We start from the raw sequence: 22,032 nt of genomic DNA on the forward strand, positions 1-22,032 counted from the left end.
TTATCATATACGAGCCGCAAATGACTCCCACGGTTCCGCCCCGCATAAAATCAAGGAACTTCAGCGACCCGGGTTCCATTTCGCGGCCTTTTCCATTATCGCAACTCGCAGGATTCTTATGCTTGTTCCCGTCCGAATTTAAGTACATCTAATAATGCAGATAAAAGACTATGTAGAATTTCAGACGCGTCGGGGCGTTCACCCGCTTGACAGACAGTTTGCTTGCAGCGAGCCCAAGTCAGCGCCTAGCATCCTTTTGCAAAACCTCTTCAAGGACGAAGCCTCAGTTTATATTGTCCTTGATGCCTCGAAATTCGTGCAGGGCCGTGAAGTACTGGAGCAGACCAACGGTGAATACCGCTGTCTGTTTGCCGGGGAGACCGCAGAGGATCTCGAAGATCTCTCTCCCTATCTTGTACGCGTAGCCTCTGATGATCCACTTCTGCGCCTTCTCACAACCTATGATCCTGCTTTATCGCCGGACTGGACAACAAAACATGCGCAACACCGGGAAGCAGCAATATTCATTCGAAGCTTCGCAGGATTTGAGGCCCTGTGGGCGCATCTGCGACATTTTTTGCGCGTGCGTGATGCGAAAGGCCAATGGTATTTTTTCAGGTTCTGGGAACCGCGTTTCAACAAGGCACTGGCGCGTTCAGGAGTAAGCTATGGAAGTCTCAGCTACAGGCTTTTTAGCAAAGACAAGCTTGATGCCCTCATCAGCTATATCGAAGACGAAGTCGTTGTTGCCACAGCGCAAGCCATAAGCGATTCAACCCCAATTCGCATAACTGAGTCTGACTTTCAGGTGCTTCGCATCATGCGAGCATCTTATTTTCTTGAACGTATCAAACAATCCTTTCGTGACGATGACGAGATCTGGTCTGAAGAATATCTCGATGACAACATAGAGAAAATATATTGTGTCGCACTGGAGCGCGGCTATCGGATCGAAGCTGCCAACTATCTGTTTATGCGAGCATCCTACCGACTGGCACAATTTGGTCTGACCATAGATCACTACGAAAACCTTGTTGATCCCGAGCGTATCCAATCGCCTCTTATCCGCGCAAAAGCGATTTGGGCGAACGTGGAAAAGGATTTTTTACATGCCTAAACCGCCGTTCTCTGAAACGACCGAAACGGAGCAATTATCGGCAAATTGTGATCCGACAATTATTCCAATTTTTCCTGTCCGTTTCGCACTGACCTTGGATGCCTTGTCCAAAATGCTGGACAAAGGTAGCGCAACGCCACCAACGCCAAGCTCTATTGATGATCTGGCCGCACATGAACTGCTGCGCATCCGGCAAGGCTTTTTCTACACATGGGACGGCACCTATTTTCAGATATTCCGATTCCAGACGGTGCAGGGCGATGCCAATAGTGCAGATTATTCGCCCAAGGCCGATGTCGCGCCCAAAGGGAGCTATGTTTTTAGCAAGTATGAATTTCAGGACGAAAACGGTGATAAAAAAGATAGCCCCGAGGGTACCAATTGGAAGCTATTGAACGAAACCTATCCCTACGCTTTCGTACCCAAGGATACTCCTGTCGTCTGGGTGGCTTATAGCGAAAACCCTTGGCCTTCGAAGGTCTTTTTTGACATCCCTCACAATACCGATACGCGCGATACGTTGATGACGCGCCTTGATCTTGCCTCGCGCAGTGGCCCGTTTTGTACACCAATTACAGAATTGGCAAAACGCGTTTCGGGTTTCCGGCGTGGCTCAGAGACAGGTGGAGACGCGGGTTTAGATGACGCGAATGTCGTTCGCATGACCACAACGAGATCCGAAACGCCATCCTTTGTGGTGAGTTGTATCAATACTGCTGAGAAAGGCGTTCTCGCTGCCATTCATGACCCGATAGGTGAGCTGCAAGACATCTGTGGGCTTATCTCGACACAGGTCATGACCCAGCAGAATTTCGTTGCGCAACACCAGTATCCCTTGGTCATCGGGAAAGCCGTAAAAAGTTATCAAGAGCAAGAAAAAGTCTCGAGTGAATCTGGATGGATAAAAAAGGCGCCACTTTCGCAGGAATTCGACAGTAGATATCAAGACCTGTTCGAAAAGTCAGAAGCTTTCGGCCCTATAATCTTCCGCCTTGCCTTTCATTGGCTTCGAAAGCTCATTCAAAATGATACCGGCAGTTTCATGTCGCAGTATTCGACGATGGTCAAACTCTGCGGTCGGTACAGTGCGACAGCGCATCCGAATGATCACCGTGAACTGGTGGCTGCCTGTAATATGTTCTTTGCCAGTGCAAAAGCGGGCGAAGCCAATTGCAGCGAACTGTCTCTTGTTGCCGCATCTGTGTTCAATGATCTCGCGAAGTTACCCAAGGGCGATACGGCTGATGGAGGGTTATTGAAGGCCGCACAAAGTAACGTCAGCAAGATACTTTCCTTCACTAAGTCACTGGTCTCCACGACGGGTAAAGTTAAGAACAACTTCTGGCCCGCGCTAAACGCCGTTATTGTGGTCTATGGCAATGAAATGGTTGAAGCTTGCTTCACTGGGTCCGAGACAAATGCGACGCGCGTGCTGGCCACCCAGATGTTCAGAAAAGAAGTAACCTTCCAGAAGGCGACCGAACTGAGATCGACGTTTCAGGAATTGCTGACGGCGGATGGTTACACGGCTCCAAAGCTCGTTGACCAGACCTACTCTTTTGGGCGTGCCACGGATATCTTTGATAGCGCCGAAAACCAAATTCTTGGCGATCTTTTTGTCCAACGTTGGCCCGCCGATGGAGAACTCGGAGCGGTCGAGTTCCGCGTAAATGTCACTGTAGAAGTTGACAGCAACTACAAGAGATTTGCCAGTCAGGTTGGCAAATTTGATACCGCTGCAAACGGGCTTGGGCTGCTTGCGTCTCTTCTTTCTCTCCATGGAACCATCAAGACATGGGGCGCAAACAGCTATGGCGACAAGAGCGACGTCGGCGCGCTAGTAAACAGTAGTACCGGCAAGTTCATCTCCGGTTTTTCGTCAGCTTACGGATCTGTGTATTCGCTTAACTCCGCACGAAAAGCTGTGCCAGGCATGGCAGCATCGAAGAAACTGGCTGGTCTTCTGTTCAAGGAAAACCCTTGGATGAAGACCTATGCGATGGTACGAGAGGGCCAATTTGGCAATATCGCAAAATCCGTTCGCATCGGACCGCTGGCGGCCAAGGCAACCGGCGTCGTTGGTATCGTGTTTTCGGGCTTCTTGTCATACGAAGGTATTAAACGTGAAGACTACGCTATGGCCATTGGGAATGGCATGGCCGTCGTGGGCGGGGTTGCCCTTTTGTTCGTGGCAACTGGCCCCATTGCCCTGATTGCAATCGGTGTGATCTTCGTTGGCGGTGTGATCTCCATGATGGCAGATAGCGATATCGAGACTTGGGTCCGGCAAGGTTTTTGGGGCACGCATAGTGAATATTGGGGAACTGCGCGACCTAGTTTGGATGATCAGACCATTCAAGCTAGAGTTCTCGCCAAACCAGAAGCCCAAGCTTATGAAAATATGAAATTTTACTACGATCAAGAACTCCAACGGTATCTCGATATGAATGCCAGCGTCAAAATCGTTGATACTTTGCCTAATGACGGGCAAATCGAAATCAAGGTATCCAAACTTGAAAGCAATGCACAAATAGGAAAACTGCAGGTAGAGGTCGTGAACCTCTTTACCGGCCCGCATTTTAGTGAATTAACGAGAAGCGTTGACCATAGGGTCGCATTCCAATCCGCAGGCACCGCCGTCGTCACGCTACCCCGTAGCGCATATATTGGTGCGAAAAGCAAACTTCGTATTACAGCCACCTATGACGATGTGAATGCGGGATCTCCGAGCGATACGCGAACATTTACGCATGAGAGTATCTGGTGATGGATCAACTGATATGTGAAGAATTGGAAGTCAATACGGATCGCAGACTTTGGAACCGTTTGGCTCGTAGTGCGAAATTGGTCTCACCGACGGTGCTTGAGGTTCCCGATCTCTTCCGTCAAAGGCTTCGCTTCATTCTGACAGCTTTTTCATTATTTATGTTCGGAGTCGTTGGCTACGATCAGTATTCAACTGGAACCAATCTACTAAGTGATTTCAAGGATGATATTGAATTCGTCTATTTTTTGGAAGACGCGTTAAAGATAAACTACGAACGTTCGAAATCCGTGAGAGAAACGCTTGGGGAACCTGTTCCCACCATCGAAGAATACGTCCAAGACTTTGAAAAGTGGAAACCTTTCTGGGTGCGCTTCCGAAGCAGCCTCATCCCTACTTTTTTGATGATGCTCTTTGTCTTCGGTGGCCTACTAATCTCTATATTCGCACCTATTGCCCTTCCAGTGCGCTTTGATCGCGAAATGCGGCTGGCCTACACAAAGCGGGGACGCCACATCTATGTGGCGCGCATGGGCAAGGGGCGGTACCTTCTAAAGGACGAGATCAAGCTTAGCACCGAAGATACAACGCCAATCCTTACCGATCGCGGCGGTGGAGATCATGTGCTGGTCGTCGAGCTTTACCGATTGGACAAACCAGAGAAGAAAAAGAAGTTCCGTCTAGGGGCATATCCGTGCCCCTTGGGACCCGCGCAGGGGTATTACTTGGGTGGTCTCGTAAAAAACTTCTGCAAAGCGCCCCCAACAGAGCGCCCGGACCTCGAACGTTTGCACTTTGATGAGACATGGCTTGGTCAACTCTATCGGGATAAGGTCCTCCCTCTCGATTGGTTACGCTGGTGGCTTCGTCACGCATCGCTTATTCCAAGACGATTTAACAACAAAAAGCTGGACAAGACGCTTCTGGAATTCGCAACTCGGCCAGAGTGAGGGCGGGCAATTTATACTGGCCAGAGGAGGCCTCGAGGTTCGGAGATACTTGCTCAATCTTGCAGTCGGCAATCTGACCGCCGCGAAACCCATTACCTTAATGTCGGACCCATTAAGGCTTTTCGATTTTAACCCGAGACATATCCGGCAGCCTTGAAGTAGTTCCAGCATTCTGCCGGATCGTAGAGATCGCAGATTGCTCCGATTGCTTTGAATACCTCGGTGAAGCTTCTTGCCCCGAACCGTCGGCGCTCGTTGGCCAGGTCCCACATGCTCGGCCAGGATACCGATGATCTGTTCGTCCGTGAATCTCGTTCGCTTCATTGTCCGTCCTCAGGTTGGGGCGGACTCTAATCGACGGTGGAGGAAAAATCCCATGACAGGTCATCGCGCCTGAACTGTTTGAGTGTAATGACCCACTGAAATCCTGCTCATGCTACAAGGGAGAACGTAGCCATGAGTAAGACGCTGGAAGACAGCATCAAACGGTGGACGGCGAAGCGAAAGACAGCGCTCGTCATCGAGATCATTCAAGGCAAGACGACGGTGTCGGAGGCGAGCCGGTCCTTCGACCTGACGCCTTCCGAGATCGAGGGCTGGGTCGAGGATGCAAAGCGGGGCATGGAGAACTCTCTGCGCGCGAAGGCTCCGGCCTCCATCACCAGCTTCCATTCGGCGCTTTCGCCAGGCTGTAACGTGAAGGTCGTCTCGTCTTGGCAGGTCATTTTACGCAACAGCTCTATGGGGAGCCGCCTGAAAAGTGGGAGTCGTCACTCGATGACAAAGCCCTCGCGCAAGCCGCAATTGACGCAGCCGTTGCTTGGGACGATGCAGCTTACGACCACGCCGCATGGTTTTTCGGAACGGATCCCGCGTGGCAGGGCTACGCCCTTAGATATGCCTTAGGTTCTACCCAGTAGCATCTGTGATGGCGTCTGGCCAAAGTGGTCCTTGAAAGCAGTTATGAACGATGAAACGTCCCGGTAGCCGACGGCAAAGGCTGTTTCTGTTACGGAGCGCCCCTCCGACAGATACCCCAATGCGGCTTGCAGACGAAGCTGCAAGCGCCAAGCACCAAAATTCAGACCGGTCTCGGCCTTGAATAGCCGCGCCGCTGTTCTTTCGGTGACGCAGGCTTGTTGAGCAAAATCGGCGAGGGTTCCGCTTCGTCCTGGGTCGGTCAGTAGAGGCCGCGTCACGCGACGCAATCGGTCGCTGACAGGAAGCGGTAACACGACGTCGAAGGCCGGAAGCCGCGCCAAACAATCCAGAAGAACCTGAAGCATGCGCGCCTCCTCAGGCGAGCCGGGGCCTTGCGAACCAAAGGCGGCCACGGCGATCAACAGGGCATCGGACAACCGGTCGATCGTCACGCCGATCTCGTTTTGTCGGAAGAGGTCGATTCTGTCGGGATCAATGTAGCAGGTAGTGAGCCAGAATGGCGCACGCGAAGATATGCGATGCCGTCTGCCTGGCGGAATCCAGACAGCCCGCTGCGGAGGAATGACGAAACGAGCCGCCTCCGTCTCGACCGCCAGCACACCCTCGCTGACATGCAGAAGCTGCAATCTCTGATGACTGTGCCAAGGCCCTGAAAGGCTCTGGTGGCGGTCGGAAAGCACGAATACCGCAGCCGTAGCGCTGTCTGGATCGATAAGATTTCGAATTGTCTGTTTGGGCATATCATATGTCATTATACGGCGATTATGACATTCTCCGCCGTGCTAAGTCCAGTGCATCCGGAAAACAGTATCCGAGCAAAGGAGATGAAACATGCAGATCGCAATTCTAGGAAAAGGCAACATGGGCACGCCGCTGGCTACCCTCCTCCGCAACGCAGGACACCTGGTGGACAGCGTGGGCCGCGCGGACGATCCCGTAGCAGCAATATCGCGCGCGGAGGTCGTCATCCTAGCTCTCAAATACGAACAGGCGCTTGCCATTTTGGCACAACCCGCGATCAAACAGACGCTCAGCGGCAAGACGGTCATCGACATCACCAATCCGCTCTCCGAGGACTTCATGAGCCTGACTACGGGGCATAGCACTTCTGGCGCGGAAGAACTTGCTCGGCTGTTGCCAACCTCTGCCGTTGTGAAGGCGTTCAACACGATCTTCGCCTCGGTTCTGGCAGATCATGCGGAAGGAACGCTTTGCAGGCTCCCGGTATTCGTCGCCGGCAACGATAGTGCGGCGGTTGAATGCGTTACGACGCTGGTGCGGGGCATGAACCTCAAGGCGATTGCAGCGGGTGACCTAACCAACGCCCGCTATCTCGAACCGATGACGGAAATGATGATCCAGTTTGGCTACGGACTTGGGCATGGTGACCGTATCGGCTTCTCACTGGAAACGGCAGCATAGACCAAGCGAACGGAACACTCCGCCGCAGGAGGCCTGTTCTACGGCGGAATTTCCGGCACTCACCTAGGTGGCTAAGCGCGCCGCCATTCAGTTTTATATTCTTCATCGCGCTGCTAGGTCTATTGGTGCCACTAATGACCGCATTGAGCCGACTTTCCGCGTACCGGAATGGTTTTGCCTCTACCCTTGCATTTTTAGCGGTGTTGGAAGGCATATATCTTATCAGCACAGATCGCATGCAAAGTGCATTTGACGTATTCGTTTGCGAGCGTCGCCCCGGCTCAAATACCGGCAGTGACCTCGTCTCTCGGTGCGTCAAACGCGGTTCTGTGTCTGAGTATACTCCAGGCCATGCGGGCCAGTTTGTTGGCGAGCGCCACGGCCAGTTTGTTTCTGTTCATCCTCTCCGATGCGCGGGTCAGCCAATCGCCAAAGCTGAAGTCAGGCCATCGATTGGCCCGCATCAGAATGACCTTGGCGGCCTGAACGAAGAGCATCCTCAGGTATCGACAGCCACGTTTGGAAATGCGGCCGAGCACCGTTCGGCGACCCGTGCTGTATTGTCTGGGAACCAGGCCGACCGATGCGGCGAAATCCCGTCCACGCCCGAATGCCTCTCCCGTACCAATCGCGGCAACCATCGCCGTCGCAATCATCGGTCCAATACTAGGAATGGTCATGACGTTGACGCAGTTTGGACCTGTCACGTATTTGTGCCGCTCCGATTGCTCGTTTGAACCATGTGAACAGCCAATGACAGCAACGGTTCGAAGAGGACTTGCGGCAATGCGGCAGACCTTTTTCGAGATCCTCGCGGCCGGTTTTTTGTATTTCGGCCCATTCCGGACATTCTCAAATCTGACCATGGTTGCACCGCACTTCCCCGAACCGGCCCTTCGTGGCAACATGCAGCATTGCTCGATTGGCAAAAAATCGCAGTGCGCGTCTGAGCCAAATTCTGGGAGGCACAACCAATAGAGGCCCAAATGCCTATTTTAGTAATTTTCCATGCAGTCGACCGTGAAGCTGTGTCCATACATGTACCTGCGTAGGCACGCAGAGGGGGAATGATGTGAGTTCATTTGATGATCTACCCAAACGCGATCGCAACCATGCCTTGGAAAGTGAAACAGAAGCGGCGTTTCAGGCGCTGATCGCGGAGAGCCGCGACTTTGTTTTCCAAGGAGGTGACCGAAAAGACTACGGTACCGATTGCTTAATAGAAGTTGTCGCTGATGGTCATCCTACAAATGCCCGCCTACATGTTCAGCTTAAGGGAACGGACCGTGCCCTCAATGACGACGACTCGCTCAGCATCTCGGTCGATCGGACCAATCTCAATTATCTGATCGCGCAGCCCTATAGCTTCTATGTGGCTTATCATGCGCCGACGAAGTCACTTCGTGTAAGCTTCGTCGAGGCGGTACTGCGCCGCTACGAGCATAGTGGCAAGAACTGGGCCTAACAGCAGACCCTTACGATTACATTCACTGATAAGCTTACTGTGGAAGTACTCGCGCGCCTTGCAAAGCTTGCACGTTCAGGCTCGCGAAACTCCCGAGACCGCAGGATCGCGCAAACTACGGCCCCCATCGAGGCAATCCCCGGCCTGCTTCGTGCCGCCCAGCCCGAGCTACACGTGCCAGAAAACCCTGATCTTGCGAGCAAGTTGGCAGAGCAACTCTATGATAGCGGTGCGGATACAGTTCTAAGTGCGGCCTTCGAACAGTTCTCTGCCGTGCTTGACGATGACCATGATGCTATGGGCTTCTGCTACATGGCGGAGATCAACCTTGGTATGGGTTGTCACCCCCCCAATACGGAGCGGATCGAGGCGGCCGTGGCGCACTTCCGGACTAAGCAAGAAACGGGCCGCTATCAGATGGGTAGCCTATATTACACCATCGGCAACGGATTATCGGCGTTGGGGCGCGAGGATGAAGCCAAGAATCTTTATATGGCTGCGCTTAACAATCGAGAGTTCGCTGAGGATCCGAATTTGGCCGCGCAGTGTTTTAAGAACCTCGGCACAAGCTTCGAGCGGCTCGGGCAAGAAGACGTTGCAGCAGAACATTATCGCGAAGCGTTGCGACGGAATCCTAACCTGCCTGAAGCTCACAGCGCCCTCGCGCACTATCATCATCGCAATGGCCGATACGAAGAGGCGCTCGAATGTTTCGACCAGGTCGTCTTCACTAAACGGCAAATCGGCCGAGCCTCTACTATTTCTGGCTGGCGCACGAACGTCTTGTTCAGCCTTGGCGATGGCCGGGCGGCCTTTCGTGAGATCAACAGGTTGCTGAGCGAGGCAGATGCTGCGCCTTGGATATGGCCTTGGTGCGCGCGCCAGATTGCAGCTTTTGGACGTGCCACGATTCAGAATGCGCGCTTGGCTCAATCCTTCTGGAACCGATGTATATCGGAGCACCCTGAATTTGAGCGCGGGCGAGCCGAATGGCTTTTGACGAGTTTGTATCTACGTCAGCAAGGTGATGATATCGGCACGTACACCAAGTTTCGATCAGTGTTCGAACAGCACATTGCGCACGTGAATGCCGAGGATGCCGCTTTACCCTGGGATCGGCTGGGTCATTGGGCCCAGGACGAAGGAAACTGGGAAGAGGCCGAGCGCTGCTACCGCAAGGCCTATGAGCTGGAGGGGGGGCACTATGGCTATTGCCTTGGAACGGCGCTCAATTTTCTAGGCAGGTATGAAGAAAGTCGCCCGATCCTCGTTGAACAGGCCGAGCACCTGCAACCCGACGCAATGAGCTGGTTTCAGCTTGGCGTCGCAAACGTCAATTGCGGCCGGCTGGATGAAGCGATTGGGGCCTACAAAACGGCGATCGAGCTCGATCCGGATTATGACCTAGCCTTGTTCAACTTGGGCGGCGCCTATTGGAACGCTGGCGATCTCATCGAAGCCACGAGGGTTTGGTATATAGCTATCGAGAAATTTCCAGATCACGACCTCGTTGTGAAAGTCCGCGAAATGTTGCCTCTGATCATGCCGTGAAAATTTCCGGCCCAGAGCCGACTTTAGTGGGCAGAGGAACTGCTGCGGCGCGGCCCGACGTTGCCGCCGTTCATTCATGGTGCAGCATTCCAAGTGTGCTAGCCTCCACTGCGGCACCAAGCTAACCTCGAATCAAAGAGCATCCGAATGGCCACCTATCAGCAAATCCAAGAAGAGACGAAAGCTCGCTTTGGCTTTACTCCCAAGACTTGCTGGATCGCCGACATAAAGGCAGAGTTCGGTCTGACGCGTGGATCCGCTCCTAATAGGCTTGACCAGGGCTCCCGCAAGCATCCGTGCCCTGCGCATCGCAGAGACGAGTTGACCACGATCATGGCTGAGCTCGGGGTGCTCCCTGAGCGCATCTAATTCCGCAAAGAACGACCCATACCGGGCATCTATGCTTCGCATGCCAGATGACCGCGGCCAGGCCAACTGCATCCGTCCATCAAATTGGACAATCGCGCGTTTTCGCCGCACTAAGTGTTTGCACAGGGCGCGAATTTACCGTGTGCGCGACGCGGTCGAAAACTACGACCAGCATGGCGCGGTCGACCGATCCTACGTGCTTGCCTCTCGCACCCTGGACGAGCCACTGACCTACGAGGCCACGACGCGGCTGAGGCAGCATGAAGCTATACCTCAACGGGCTGGACCAGCCGGTGCGCACTGAGACCCAATCCATTGCTCGTACACACATATCGTTGCGCGAGGTGTGGGGGGGGCAGAAAGGGAACATGCGGCGGGAGGTAGTGTTGCGCTTGTGAGCAATTCGAACATTTGTCTGGACCCAGTGACTTTCGCACGTCTACCATGTCAAAGGCGCCCCGAAGAGAGCTCAAAGTTGAACTACAGATTTGAAGGTGCCGATGGCAGAATTGTCCAAAACATCATTTGCTCAGACTTGGTTGGGTAATTTCCCCCCACAGGATCGAGATACTGCGTCGTTGCTTCTGGACAGAATTATGCTCGTCGGAGCCAGCGAGTTTATCGCCGCGATCACGAAACAGCTGGATCGAATAGAACGAGAGTGCCAGAGTGCACAGCCCTGCCTTGCCCTCTACGCAGAGAGAGAAATTGAAAAGTGTAACTACGATGTAATGCCATTTTTCCCGAAAACCGACAAAGGACGGGCCACAGGTGACGGCATTCCACCCGTGTCGGCGGACCCCAAAAAGCAGGATGTTGGCAGCGAAGGGATTGTTGCAACCCTGATCTCAAAATATTGCAAGGTGCCGGAAAACCATGCAATTTCACATCCTGGCCCTGATGCCCTTCGGGAAAACAGAGTCCGAAAGATAGTGATCGTAACTGATTTTGTGGGGTCTGGCCGTAGGGTCGGCGAAATGCTCGACGCGCTCGCATTGGTTGCCTCGATCCAAAGTTGGCGATCATACGGGCTGCTTGATTTTCATGTGGTTTGTTACTCAGGAACCGAATGGGGGCTGTGCAATGTTCGGCGTCATTCGCTTCGTCCAAAGGTCTCGTTTCACATCGCCTGCCCCGTGATCAATGAGGCGTTTTCGGGTAACGAGTTGGGTGCGATAAAGCTGCTGTGCAAGACGTATCCAGGAAAGCGCTCCCGATACCCTTTTGGCTTCAATGATACAGGGTCTTTAATAGCGTTTTCACATGGTATTCCAAATAATGCGCCAGACATACTTCACAGCCATTCTGGCGGCTGGAAACCGCTCTTTCCTGGCAGAAGCACTGCTTCCTCAGAGATCGATAGGATTGCCGATAGCAGCGAAATGTTGGCCAGGAACTCAGAACGCGTGCTTGGCGTTCGCGCAGCTAGGAACGTTTTGAAGGATTCGGAAGGGGAACTGTGGACACATGCGATGCTTGTACTGGATGCGATCCGCAGTGGGGCCAAAACGCCAACAAAGGTCTCGGCGCTCACACAAATCCCCATTGAACGCGTTGAGGAAGTGATCGCGCTGTCTCAGACCGCTGGTTGGGTGACCCCGAAACAAACCCTGACACGCATGGGTCGAAGAGAAATATGTGGGATCAGGAGGTATGATTTGATTGATGAAGAATTTGCGTTTCCGGAGAGTCACCTGTACTTTCCAAGCCAGTTGAGGGCGCCGTGAGGCCGTCTAGGAATGCACTGCGCAGCCAGTGCTGGGTCGGTTACGACCCAGGGTGTTGGATTTCCGGCGCTCGTAAAGCGGAGCAGGTTCTTCGCGCTGCGCGGTATGGCAAGAAAAGCCTGTCGGTGTCTCCGGCAGTCCTTGCCATACCCCCCACCTTAGGTGGGCCGAAGTAGATGCGCCAAACGAGCCCTCAACAATACAAGGCCGCAGGTCATGAGCTTGAGATCGCCCCTGCGGTCTTAAACAATGCGGCAGCTGCCATGCAGCGTATCGCGTCGATAAATTCGCAGTTATTTCCGCTTCTGACCCTGAAACATCTCAGTATTGAATCCGATGTTTCATACGGTTTCCTTCGCAAAACTGTGGCCAGAGAGGCGGGTAGGTATCGCCACATTTACCTGAGAAAAAAGGTGCCGGGGCGGAAAAACGTCCGGATGGTTAGCATCCCGGAAGGCCGATTATTAAGATGTCAGAAGTGGATATCGGAGAACATTTTGCGGTTCGGCGCGCCGCACCAAGCCAGTTACGCCTACCACCCTGGGTCAAACCCCGTATTTGCCGCTCGGGCGCACACGGAAGCCAAGTGGCTGATCAAGGTCGATATACAGGATTTCTTTCACGCGATCTCCGAACACCAAGTCTACAGAGCGTTCCGATCTCTCGGGTATGCTCGCCTGATGTCGTTTGAACTGGCGCGCCTTTGTACGATGCCGTGTGAGCGACTCGAGCCGGATACGGCTGACGTAAAGTACCTAGAAGCAACAATCACGCACTACTACTCGCCCTACGTCGGAATCCTGCCACAGGGAGCGCCGACCAGTCCGATGCTTTCCAATCTGGTCATGAAGGAGCTTGACGCCAAGCTGGCCAAGCTTGCGGATGACAATGCAATGAATTTCTCCAGATACGCAGACGACATTGTTTTCTCGTGCAAAGATGCCCGCCCTAGCCAATCGGTAAATCGTGTGAAGAGACTGATTTTGAAGGCCCTGAATGACGAGGGGTTCAGGCCGAACTTGCGCAAAACGAAAGTGCGCGGCCCCGGCACACGAAAGGTGGTGCTTGGAATCCTCGTCGATGGGAAACAGCCACGCCTGCCGCGCGAATACAAAGACAAGATCAGGCAACACCTGCACTACCTAACCCATCCAGATTTTGGCCCCGCCGGCCACGCATCGGCACGGAAAACCTCAGTCTCTCGAATCTATCACCATGTGTTCGGCCTGATTTGCTGGGCAAAAGCTGTTGAACCATCATTCGGAGAAGAAGCGCTTCGGTCTTTCAACGCAGTCAATTGGCCTCCCATTTCCAAGCCGAAGTTCTATTCGTAGCGGTACGGCCACATGGGTGCGGGCGCTAGGGCGGTCACCTCGGCGCTAAGCGTTCGCGGGGTGATCGCTGACTTGGTGAGGGAAGCCGAAAGCTTTTAGGGTGACGGGGCCGGTGAAGGCGCTCTGGCAGCCCGTCGAAACGAGTGATCTTATGGTCGGCGATGCGGGTGAGTACCTAGGTCAGCAAGGCTTGGGGGTCAACGTGGTTCATCCTAGCTAGGCGAAAATTGCCCGTTGGGACTGGGATGTCCGATATATTGCGCTGAGCTGGCCTTGGTGACTGACGCAGCGAAAGTCGGCAATCCGCCCATACTGTTGAAAAAGTCAGGCGGCGCCAAAATCGCATACTAAATGCGCCACCTGATGCGCCAAAAGACAATATATAGTGCCGAAATTGGCCGTCATTGGAGTTTTTCAACAGCATCCGCCCTTATTGTCTGATCATATCTCGTTCGAGACGTGAGTCGAACATTTACGGCGAACTATCGGCTTGGATGTCTTTCGCGAGGGATAAATTCGGCCCATAAGAGGCGCCCGCTTGAGGTGCCTGTGCACAGGCTTGCGCATTAATTCGCGGATCGTTCGACGAGGCATTTCCGTGAACTACCGGCCAACCCGCATTCTTATTTTGGAATAGTGTGTCGACCAAGACACCTAAGTGTGTTGGATTTCCCATATTGACTGCAGTTTGGTCGCTTTATGCTCCAAATCTGCACTCTTATGGTCCAACTACACAAAGAAGGATGGTGCCGCTGAAGGGACTCGAACCCCCGACCCCATCATTACGAATGACGTGCTCTACCAGCTGAGCTACAGCGGCATCCTTCTTTTACACGGCCCTATTTGTGACTTAGGCCGCCTGCAAGTAACTGGCTTTGCACTTCCTTCATTCACGGGCGGACCCGTTTGATACGAATGATGTGCTCTGCCAGCCAAGCTACACCTGTACGGTGTGGCGCGGCAATTAGCATGCCGCGCCGGGGATGTGTAGCCCCTATTTTATCCCAAAGCGGATTTCTTTTGATCTTCTCCGGTTCCGGCAGACATCGAGGGGTCCGACCCCGTGCTGATTTCGTCCGCAGGAGGCTCTTCGGTCGCCCCGGTCACGATCTCGGCCTCTTCAACCTCGATCCCCGCCTCTTCGGCATTCCGCCCTGCCTCGCTTTCGGTCATCACGGCCGGAGCCCCCACGATCAACGGTAGCATCTCTGCCCCATGCGGCAGGGGCTGGTCCGATTTCGGCGGCTCGCGCCAGCTAAGCGTATCGAACCCACCGCAATTATCGCAGACCGGTGTCCACTCGCTTTGGATATTCTGGCAAGCGTCACAGCACCATTGCGGGCCACGCGGCGCGGTCAGCGCCTTGGCCAGCCAGCCACGAACGACCGCGTCATCCGACCCTTCGCCACGCTCTACCGCCGCCATAATGGCCAGCACGCGCGAGGTGGGATGGGTGTCGGCCAGATTGCCCAGCGCCCGACGCGCCTCGGGGAAGTTTTCCGCCGCGATATTCAGCTCGGCCCGCAAAAGACGGGTCTCTTCGTGATCGGGGCGCAGCACCAAAAGCTTCTGGAAGCGCTTCAGGCGCGCCTGCGGGGTCTCGTCGGGCAGGATCGCCGCATAGGCAGATGCCAGATCCGGATGCGGCTGGGCCTCCCATGCCTTGCGGATCACCCGCTCTGCATTCTTCGGCTTGCCCTTCTCGATATAGGAACGGGCCGCCAAGGCCGCCGCCGGAATCAGATCGGGCGAGGACTTATTGGCCGCAATCGCGGCTTCGCGGGCCTCGATGCTGGCCCCCTCGTCGAGAATGCCTTTGGCCTCTTGCAGCGCCAGCACCGCGTCACGGCGCTTGGCCACATCTTTCGGCAGCAGACCGCTATGCCGCTTATAGCTGATCACCTTGCGCGCATCGCTCCACTCGCCCTTCTCGGTCGAGAGCTTGAGCAGCGTATCCTGCGTTTCCTCATGCGACGGTTTGAGGGCATAGGCTTTCTGCGCAAGCGCCAGCGCGGTATCGGTATCGCCCTCGGCCAGCTTCTGGCGCATCAACCCCCGCACACCGATAAAACGGGTGCGCTGGTCCGATAGCAAAAGCTTGTAGGCTTCTGTCGCTTTCTTGGTATCCCCTTTGGTTTCCGCCGCCTGCGCGACCAGAAGATTGGTCAGCTCGGGGCGGCCCAGCAGGCGTTGCGCCTTCTTGGCCTGGGAATAGGCCAGACGCCCCTCGCCCGATGCAACAGAAATCATGCCATCGGCCAGCGCCTTGTAACCGCGACGCTCGCGCGAACGGTCAAAATAGCGGGTCAGCGCGGTCTCGTCACCCACGAGAAACCGCAAAAGCGCGACCACAAAGCCCACCAGTTTCAGGAAAATGAACACGGCAAGGATCAGCACGAGCGCGGCGATAATCGCCTGAACCGGACCGAGGTTATATTCCACCCCTGCCAGAACGACCTGCACCCCATCCGCCGAACTGGCCAGCGTCATCGCGCCATAAGTGACACCGGTGACCGCAATCAGAAAGACAGCGATTTTGATGAAAGACCAAAGCATGGCCGTCCCTCCTTATTGGACCTGCGAGGCAAGCGAAGCGACTGCCTCCTCAGCGGCGACACGTTTCTGTGCCTGAGCAACCCACCCCGACAGAATGTCCTGCGACACCTGCGGAAGGGCAGAAATTTCGGTAATGGCGGTTTTGAAGTCCCCCGCATCGACAGCGGCCTGCGCACGCGACAGCACGGCATCCGGCCCGCTGCCCTCTTGCGGGGCCACGGAACGCGCCCCTGTCTGCGTCAGCAGGAACGTCTCTATGCGGGCGCCCAGATTATCTCCGGCATCCGCGCGACGGGCCGCATCCAGTGCGCTCCGTGCAGGCGCGGGGAAGGCCTCCTGTAGTGCCTTGGTGCTTTGGGGTTCGATACCTAGCGCCTCCGGCACATCAAGCTTTGCATCGCGCGCCTGTGCCACGGGTTCGGCAATCGGGGTGCCATTGAGGAGCGCGGCGCGGATTTGCGCAATGGCCGCGCGGGCACGGGCACGGCGCTCTGCCTCTTCGGCGGCCGCCGCATTGGGTCCGGTCACCCCTTCAAGTTTGGACTGCAGCGCAGTGATCTGCTCTTGCAGGCCGGAGATATCGCCCCCCCCAGATTGCCCCTGAGACTGGCCCATTGCCGCCATATTGTCCTGTAGCACCGAAACGCTTTGCTGCAACGCGCTGACCTGCGACGACAGATCGGCTACGGATCCTTCCAGCGCAGAGCTGTCAAAGGCCGGTTGCGGCGGGAAAATCCTTGCCTGAAGATCTTGCGGAAGCTGCGGCAATGCCCAGATCGCGGCAGCAGCCCCGATGACCGCCGCCACAACGCCGCCTGCCAGTAGCGCCCCGAAACCACCCCGCTTTTCGACAACCGTATGCGAAGCAACCGGCGCGACCGCAGGTTTGACCGCAGGCTCTGGCGTCTCGGGCTCTACAAGAGGCGCCGCCTCCACGGGGGCGGTATCTCCGGCCTCCGGCGCATCCTCTTTCTGTTCGGCCTCGACCTGCTCTGCGGCAACGATATCATCGCTGCCAAAGGCCGTTTCTTCCGCCAGCCCCTCGTTGCGGCCTTCCAGCGGATCATCCGTCTCCACCTCTTCCGCCTCCGGTGCGGTATCGGCAGGCTTTTGCGCGGTCAGGGTGTCTGAGAGAGGCTCCGGAACGGCCGGGACGGATTCAGGCGTAACGCTTTCATCCTTCGCTGCATCAGGTTTTTCCGATTTCTTATCCTCGGGTGCAGCCACGGCAATTCCTCCTAAGCAATCCGCTGTATTGAACCGTGGCCACTCTAGCCCCCGGATCAACCTCTCTTCAAGTCGCAACGCTCCGACATGCCAAACGCTTGAGAAGCTCGACCATCGCAGCCGAACTTGTTTCCCGTGAAACCTCGATATGGGCGTTTGCCACAGCTGCAAGCTGCCGAGCTACAGTAGTGCTGATTGCGCCAAGGTATAGGGGGGCATGGTTTTCCGGCAAATATTTCGTAAAGATCTGTGCCGTACGCGGTGAAAAAACCGGCACCAAAACAGGGGTTTCTCCCGAAAGAAGTGCAAGCGCCTGCCTTGTCGGACGCTGCGGCACCTGTCGATAGACCTGAAGCGCAAAGGCCTGCCGCCCCGCCGCCAGAAGCCCGCCCACCAGATCATGGGCCAGATGATCGCCACAGACATGGACAAACGGCCCCGCACCGCCTTCGGCCAGAATCTGTTGTTCAAGCGCCTTGGCCTGCCCCGCACCGACGCGCACCGCATATCCGGCCTGCCGCGCCACCTCGGCCGTGCGTGCCCCCACGCACCATGCCCGCCGTCCCTGCATCCGGGGAAAAGCCGCCGCAAAAGGCGCAACCGCCTGCTGCGAGGTAAAGACCAGATCGCCCTCAGGACAGTTTGCGGGGGGAAGCGGCTCGATTTCGATCAGGGGCGAACACAGCGCGGACAGGGTCACGCCCGCAGCCCGCAACGCGGCCAGAAACCGCGCATTCGCTTCGGCGGGACGGGTCAGCAAAAGGGTCGGAAACGGGTCCATCGGCATCCTGTTCGGGGCAAAGGGCCGTGAGCGCGGGATTGTCTCATGCCCCAAGCAGTGTTACCTGCAGCCTGACCCATACGCAATCGAGGCACCATGGCCCGGACCCTGACTTTTCTTGGTATCGAATCCAGCTGCGATGACACGGCCGCTGCCATCGTGCGTCACGGCGATGACGGCACACAGATTCTGGCCAGTATCGTTTCGGGCCAGACCGAGTTGCATGCAGCCTTTGGCGGCGTTGTCCCCGAAATTGCGGCCCGCGCCCATGCCGAAAAGCTCGATCTTTGTGTCGAACAAGCGCTGGAGCAGGCGCAGCTCGGGCTGACGGATCTGGATGGGATCGCGGTCACGGCAGGCCCCGGCCTGATTGGCGGCGTGATGTCGGGCGTGATGTGCGCCAAAGGAATTGCCGCCGGAACGGGACTGCCCCTGGTCGGGGTCAACCATCTGGCGGGCCATGCGCTGACCCCGCGCCTGACCGATGGCATGGCCTTTCCCTATCTGATGCTGCTGGTCTCGGGCGGGCATTGCCAGTTCCTGATCGCCCACGGCTCCGAGGAATTCACCCGCCTGGGCGGCACGATTGACGATGCACCGGGCGAAGCCTTTGACAAAACCGCCAAACTTCTGGCCCTGCCTCAACCCGGTGGCCCCAATGTCGAGACCGAGGCCGAGGGCGGCAATCCCAAAGCCTATGCCTTTCCGCGCCCGCTTCTGGACCGTCCGGGATGCGATATGTCTTTTTCGGGGCTCAAGACCGCGCTTTTGCGCACCCGTGACGAGGTCGTGGCCCAGCATGGCGGCCTGCCGCGCGCCATTCGCCGCGATATCTGCGCCAGCTTCCAAGCCGCCGTGACCGATGTTCTGGTCAAGAAATCGCGGCGTGCCCTGACCGAATATATGGACCTCGCGCCCAGCGCCCCCGGTTTTGCCGTGGCCGGCGGGGTGGCCGCAAACCGTGCCATCCGCGCGGGGCTCGAAAGCGTGGCAACCGAATTTGGCGCAACATTTGTGGCTCCCCCCCTGCGGCTTTGCACCGATAACGCCGCAATGATTGCATGGGCAGGCCTGGAACGTTTCCGGCTGGGGCATCGCGATGGCATGGATCTGGTCGCGCGCCCGCGCTGGCCGCTGGACCGCAAAGCGGCCCCCTTGCTGGGGTCGGGTAAGAAAGGGGCAAAGGCGTGATTTCGGTTCTGGGATCAGGGGCTTTCGGCACCGCACTGGCGATCAGCCTGTCGCAAAACGGTCCCGTCACGCTATGGTCGCGTGATGGCGAGCAGGTCCGCGCGATGCGTGAGACCCGCGAGAATGCCAAACGCCTGCCGGGGGCCAGCCTGCCCGATGCCATCACCATCACCGCAGATCTGGATGCCGCCTGTCGGGCGCAGACCATCCTTCTGGCGCTTCCCATGCAACGGACCGCTGCCTTTCTGGCCGAACATGCCCAGCTTCTGAAAGGCAAGACGCTTGTCAGTTGCTCCAAGGGAATCGATCTTGAAACCGGCAAGGGACCGACGGCGCTGATGGCCGCCCTGGTACCGCAGGCGCGCGCCGCCATCCTGACCGGCCCGAGCTTTGCCGCCGATATCGGGCGTGGCTTGCCGACCGCGCTGACGCTGGCCTGCGCGGATGGGGCCGAGGCGCTTCAGGCCGAACTCTCCACTCCCAGCCTGCGCCTGTATCGCAGCGCCGATACCATCGGGGCCGAACTGGGCGGTGCCCTGAAGAACGTGATCGCCATCGGCGCGGGCGTCGTGATGGGCGCAGGCATGGGGGATTCCGCCCGCGCTGCCCTGATGACCCGCGGTTTCGCGGAAATGAACCGGCTGGCCGTGGCCCGTGGTGCACGCCCCGAAACACTGTCGGGGCTGGCGGGCTTTGGCGATCTGGTGCTCACCTGCACCTCCAGCCAGTCACGCAATTTCCGCCACGGCTTCGCGCTTGGCGCAGGCGAGACCATAGACCAGACTGTGACCGTAGAGGGTGTGGCCACTGCCCATGCGGTTGCGCGTATGGCCGAACATGGCGGAATCGAGATGCCGATCGCAGTGATGATCGCCGCACTTTGCGACAACCGAATGACCGTGGCGCAAGCCACTCTGGCGCTGCTTTCGCGCCCTTTGAAGGAGGAATGAATGTTCTACGCCGTAATCTGCCGCGACAAGCCCGACCACCTGCAAACCCGTCTGGACACGCGCGAGGCGCATCTGGCCTATCTCAAGGAAACGGGTATCGTGGCACAGGCAGGCCCCTTCCTCGAGAATGGCGCGATGTGCGGGTCTTTGGTCGTGCTTGAAACCGACAGCCTTGCCGCCGCACAGGATTGGGCCGCAAATGATCCCTATGCCAAGGCGGGTCTCTTCGAAAGCGTCTCTGTCATGGAATGGAAGAAGGTCATCTGATGCGTTACTGGCTGTTCAAATCCGAGCCCAACAAGTTTTCCTGGGACCAGCTCGTTGCCAAAGGAGAGGCGGGCGAGGAATGGGACGGCGTGCGTAACTATCTGGCGCGCAACAATATGCGCGAGATGAAGATCGGCGATCGCGGGCTGTTCTACCATTCCAATATCGGCAAGGAAGTGGTGGGGATCTGCGAGGTCTGCGCCGAAAGCGCCCCAGACAGCACCACCGATGATCCGCGCTGGGATTGCGTGCATATCCGCGCGGTGCGTCCGGTCAAGCTGCCCGTGACGCTGGCCGATGTGAAAGCGGAGCCACGGCTGGCAGAGATGGCCCTCGTGACATCGATGCGGCTTTCGGTACAGCCGGTAACGGAAGAGGAATGGCGCATCGTCTGCGCGATGGCCGAAACCGACCCGAACTGAGCCATCGACCAGAGCCGGACATAAAAATGAGGGTTCCGGCACCCCTACCAGAACCCTCACCACCCCACGTGCACCCCTACGCACCACACGTGAAACTCTATTTGGTTCTGGCCTTCCTGGCCGGTATCTATGGGTATAAGCCAAGTTTTGCCGCAAAGCAAAAGATAATCGCTTAAAAATAGAGTATTTACAGTGTGTTAATGGAACACATACGGTTGCGCTTGCCAATCCGGCCATTCTCGAGAAAGATTGCCGGACCCCGAAGGCCTGCTATCATCACCTCATGAACACCGTCATCATCGTCGCCCACGGCTCCCCCTCGGATCCGGAGCCAAAGCAAGCCGCACTGGACGCTCTTGCGGCCAAGGTGCAGTCGTTTTGCCCCGATATCCCTGTCAAAGCCGCCACGCTGGCCAAACAGGGGGCGCTGGAAAGCGCGCTGGGGGATTGCGAAAATCCGGTGATCTATCCGTTTTTCATGGCGGAAGGCTGGTTTACCAAACGCGAAATTCCACGCCGGCTGGAAAAGATGGGCCGAAGCGCTGCGCATATGGACCCGTTCGGTATTGATCCGGCGTTGGAGGCGCTGATTCTGCAAGACAGCCTGCAGGCCGCCAAGGATGCCGGTCTGGAGCCTGCCGAAACGGATCTGATCCTTTGTGCGCACGGCTCCAAGATTGCCCGTCGCTCGAAAGACAGCGCCTATGCGATGGCGCAGAAACTACAGGCCGCGGGACCGTTCTGGCGGGTGCGCGTGGGGCTGATCGAAGAAGCCCCCTTTATCGAGACCGTCGCCAGAACAAGCCGTCAGGGCCTGTGCCTGCCTTTCTTCGCATTGCGCGCCGGTCATGTCGAAGGTGACATTCCCCATGCGCTGCGTCTGGCAGGCTTTACCGGCCCGCTTCTGGCACCGATTGGCGAGCATGCGGCGATACCCGCGCTGATTGCACGCGCCATCACGCGCTATATCGCAAATTAACTTTTTCCTGGAGTTTTT

At 56.5% G+C, this 22,032-nt stretch carries 19 protein-coding genes, 1 tRNA gene and 2 pseudogenes; 16 read left to right on the top strand and 6 right to left on the bottom strand.

The features are described from left to right. Positions 1 to 154: 154 nt before the first annotated feature. From RPE78_RS05870 to RPE78_RS05890, 5 genes and pseudogenes are all read left to right on the top strand, one after another. Positions 155 to 1,117, top strand: coding sequence for a DUF4123 domain-containing protein (locus RPE78_RS05870; RefSeq protein ID WP_406721488.1), 963 nt, complete (start codon positions 155 to 157; stop codon positions 1,115 to 1,117). Continuing rightward, entirely contained in the window at positions 1,110 to 3,884 is a 2,775-nt protein-coding gene (locus RPE78_RS05875; RefSeq protein WP_406721489.1) for a toxin VasX, read from the top strand. The genes RPE78_RS05870 and RPE78_RS05875 overlap by 8 nt, the downstream gene beginning before the upstream one ends. Further along, on the top strand, positions 3,881 to 4,831 hold the full coding sequence (locus RPE78_RS05880; protein ID WP_406721490.1) for a hypothetical protein: 951 nt from the start codon (positions 3,881 to 3,883) through the stop codon (positions 4,829 to 4,831). The genes RPE78_RS05875 and RPE78_RS05880 overlap by 4 nt, the downstream gene beginning before the upstream one ends. A gap of 456 nt (positions 4,832 to 5,287) precedes the next feature. Further along, positions 5,288 to 5,413, top strand: a pseudogene (locus RPE78_RS05885) (DUF1153 domain-containing protein); the annotation flags it as partial. 131 nt (positions 5,414 to 5,544) lie between these two features. Next, on the top strand, positions 5,545 to 5,751 hold the full coding sequence (locus RPE78_RS05890; protein ID WP_406721621.1) for a DUF2268 domain-containing putative Zn-dependent protease: 207 nt from the start codon (positions 5,545 to 5,547) through the stop codon (positions 5,749 to 5,751). On the opposite strand, the gene RPE78_RS05895 is transcribed toward RPE78_RS05890, so the two are convergent. Then, positions 5,734 to 6,513 carry an AraC family transcriptional regulator gene (locus tag RPE78_RS05895; protein ID WP_406721491.1) on the bottom strand — a complete coding sequence of 260 codons (780 nt, stop codon included), beginning with the start codon at positions 6,511 to 6,513 and terminating at the stop codon, positions 5,734 to 5,736. The genes RPE78_RS05890 and RPE78_RS05895 overlap by 18 nt on opposite strands. A 91-nt stretch (positions 6,514 to 6,604) precedes the next feature. Between RPE78_RS05895 and RPE78_RS05900 the strand changes: the two genes are divergently transcribed. Continuing rightward, on the top strand, positions 6,605 to 7,195 hold the full coding sequence (locus RPE78_RS05900) for an NADPH-dependent F420 reductase (RefSeq protein WP_406721492.1): 591 nt from the start codon (positions 6,605 to 6,607) through the stop codon (positions 7,193 to 7,195). Between the two features lie 281 nt (positions 7,196 to 7,476). Here the strand turns inward: RPE78_RS05900 and RPE78_RS05905 are convergent. After that, positions 7,477 to 7,890, bottom strand: a pseudogene (locus RPE78_RS05905) (transposase); the annotation flags it as partial. Between the two features lie 377 nt (positions 7,891 to 8,267). Between RPE78_RS05905 and RPE78_RS05910 the strand changes: the two are divergent. The 5 genes from RPE78_RS05910 (at position 8,268) to RPE78_RS05930 (ending at position 13,641) form a co-directional block, all read left to right on the top strand. Continuing rightward, entirely contained in the window at positions 8,268 to 8,660 is a 393-nt protein-coding gene (locus RPE78_RS05910; RefSeq protein ID WP_406721493.1) for a DUF4365 domain-containing protein, read from the top strand. A 39-nt stretch (positions 8,661 to 8,699) separates the two neighbouring features. After that, positions 8,700 to 10,211, top strand: a complete 1,512-nt coding sequence (locus RPE78_RS05915) for a tetratricopeptide repeat protein (RefSeq protein ID WP_406721494.1) — start codon at positions 8,700 to 8,702, stop codon at positions 10,209 to 10,211. A gap of 147 nt (positions 10,212 to 10,358) precedes the next feature. Next, the gene (locus RPE78_RS05920; RefSeq protein ID WP_406721495.1) at positions 10,359 to 10,580 is read left to right on the top strand and encodes a hypothetical protein; all 222 of its coding nucleotides are present in this window, start codon (positions 10,359 to 10,361) and stop codon (positions 10,578 to 10,580) included. A 500-nt stretch (positions 10,581 to 11,080) separates the two neighbouring features. Further along, entirely contained in the window at positions 11,081 to 12,307 is a 1,227-nt protein-coding gene (locus RPE78_RS05925; RefSeq protein WP_406721497.1) for a hypothetical protein, read from the top strand. Between the two features lie 176 nt (positions 12,308 to 12,483). Further along, positions 12,484 to 13,641, top strand: coding sequence for a reverse transcriptase family protein (locus tag RPE78_RS05930; RefSeq protein WP_406721498.1), 1,158 nt, complete (start codon positions 12,484 to 12,486; stop codon positions 13,639 to 13,641). Positions 13,642 to 14,385: 744 nt separating this feature from the next. Here the strand turns inward: RPE78_RS05930 and RPE78_RS05935 are convergent. The 4 genes from RPE78_RS05935 to RPE78_RS05950 all read right to left on the bottom strand — a co-directional run bounded on the left by RPE78_RS05935 (position 14,386) and on the right by RPE78_RS05950 (position 18,205). After that, a tRNA-Thr gene (locus RPE78_RS05935) sits at positions 14,386 to 14,461 on the bottom strand. A gap of 179 nt (positions 14,462 to 14,640) precedes the next feature. Then, complete coding sequence (locus tag RPE78_RS05940) at positions 14,641 to 16,197, bottom strand: heme biosynthesis protein HemY (protein WP_406721499.1); 1,557 nt, start codon at positions 16,195 to 16,197, stop codon at positions 14,641 to 14,643. A gap of 12 nt (positions 16,198 to 16,209) precedes the next feature. Further along, positions 16,210 to 17,424, bottom strand: coding sequence for a hypothetical protein (locus tag RPE78_RS05945; protein ID WP_406721500.1), 1,215 nt, complete (start codon positions 17,422 to 17,424; stop codon positions 16,210 to 16,212). Between the two features lie 67 nt (positions 17,425 to 17,491). Then, positions 17,492 to 18,205: a uroporphyrinogen-III synthase gene (locus RPE78_RS05950; protein WP_406721501.1), complete on the bottom strand. Its 714-nt coding sequence runs from the start codon at positions 18,203 to 18,205 to the stop codon at positions 17,492 to 17,494. A gap of 96 nt (positions 18,206 to 18,301) precedes the next feature. On the opposite strand from RPE78_RS05950, the gene tsaD reads away from it, so the two are divergent. The 5 genes from tsaD (at position 18,302) to RPE78_RS05975 (ending at position 22,014) form a co-directional block, all read left to right on the top strand. Beyond that, complete coding sequence (gene tsaD / locus RPE78_RS05955; RefSeq protein ID WP_406721502.1) at positions 18,302 to 19,396, top strand: tRNA (adenosine(37)-N6)-threonylcarbamoyltransferase complex transferase subunit TsaD; 1,095 nt, start codon at positions 18,302 to 18,304, stop codon at positions 19,394 to 19,396. Further along, the gene (locus tag RPE78_RS05960; protein ID WP_339108588.1) at positions 19,393 to 20,346 is read left to right on the top strand and encodes an NAD(P)H-dependent glycerol-3-phosphate dehydrogenase; all 954 of its coding nucleotides are present in this window, start codon (positions 19,393 to 19,395) and stop codon (positions 20,344 to 20,346) included. Before tsaD ends, RPE78_RS05960 begins: the two co-directional genes overlap by 4 nt. Then, positions 20,347 to 20,613: a YciI family protein gene (locus RPE78_RS05965; RefSeq protein WP_339108589.1), complete on the top strand. Its 267-nt coding sequence runs from the start codon at positions 20,347 to 20,349 to the stop codon at positions 20,611 to 20,613. Beyond that, complete coding sequence (locus RPE78_RS05970; protein ID WP_339108590.1) at positions 20,613 to 21,035, top strand: EVE domain-containing protein; 423 nt, start codon at positions 20,613 to 20,615, stop codon at positions 21,033 to 21,035. Before RPE78_RS05965 ends, RPE78_RS05970 begins: the two co-directional genes overlap by 1 nt. A 283-nt stretch (positions 21,036 to 21,318) precedes the next feature. Beyond that, the gene (locus tag RPE78_RS05975; protein WP_406721503.1) at positions 21,319 to 22,014 is read left to right on the top strand and encodes a CbiX/SirB N-terminal domain-containing protein; all 696 of its coding nucleotides are present in this window, start codon (positions 21,319 to 21,321) and stop codon (positions 22,012 to 22,014) included. Positions 22,015 to 22,032 lie beyond the last annotated feature (18 nt).

Source organism: Thioclava litoralis, from assembly GCF_045278885.1.
Taxonomy (GTDB): domain Bacteria; phylum Pseudomonadota; class Alphaproteobacteria; order Rhodobacterales; family Rhodobacteraceae; genus Thioclava; species Thioclava litoralis.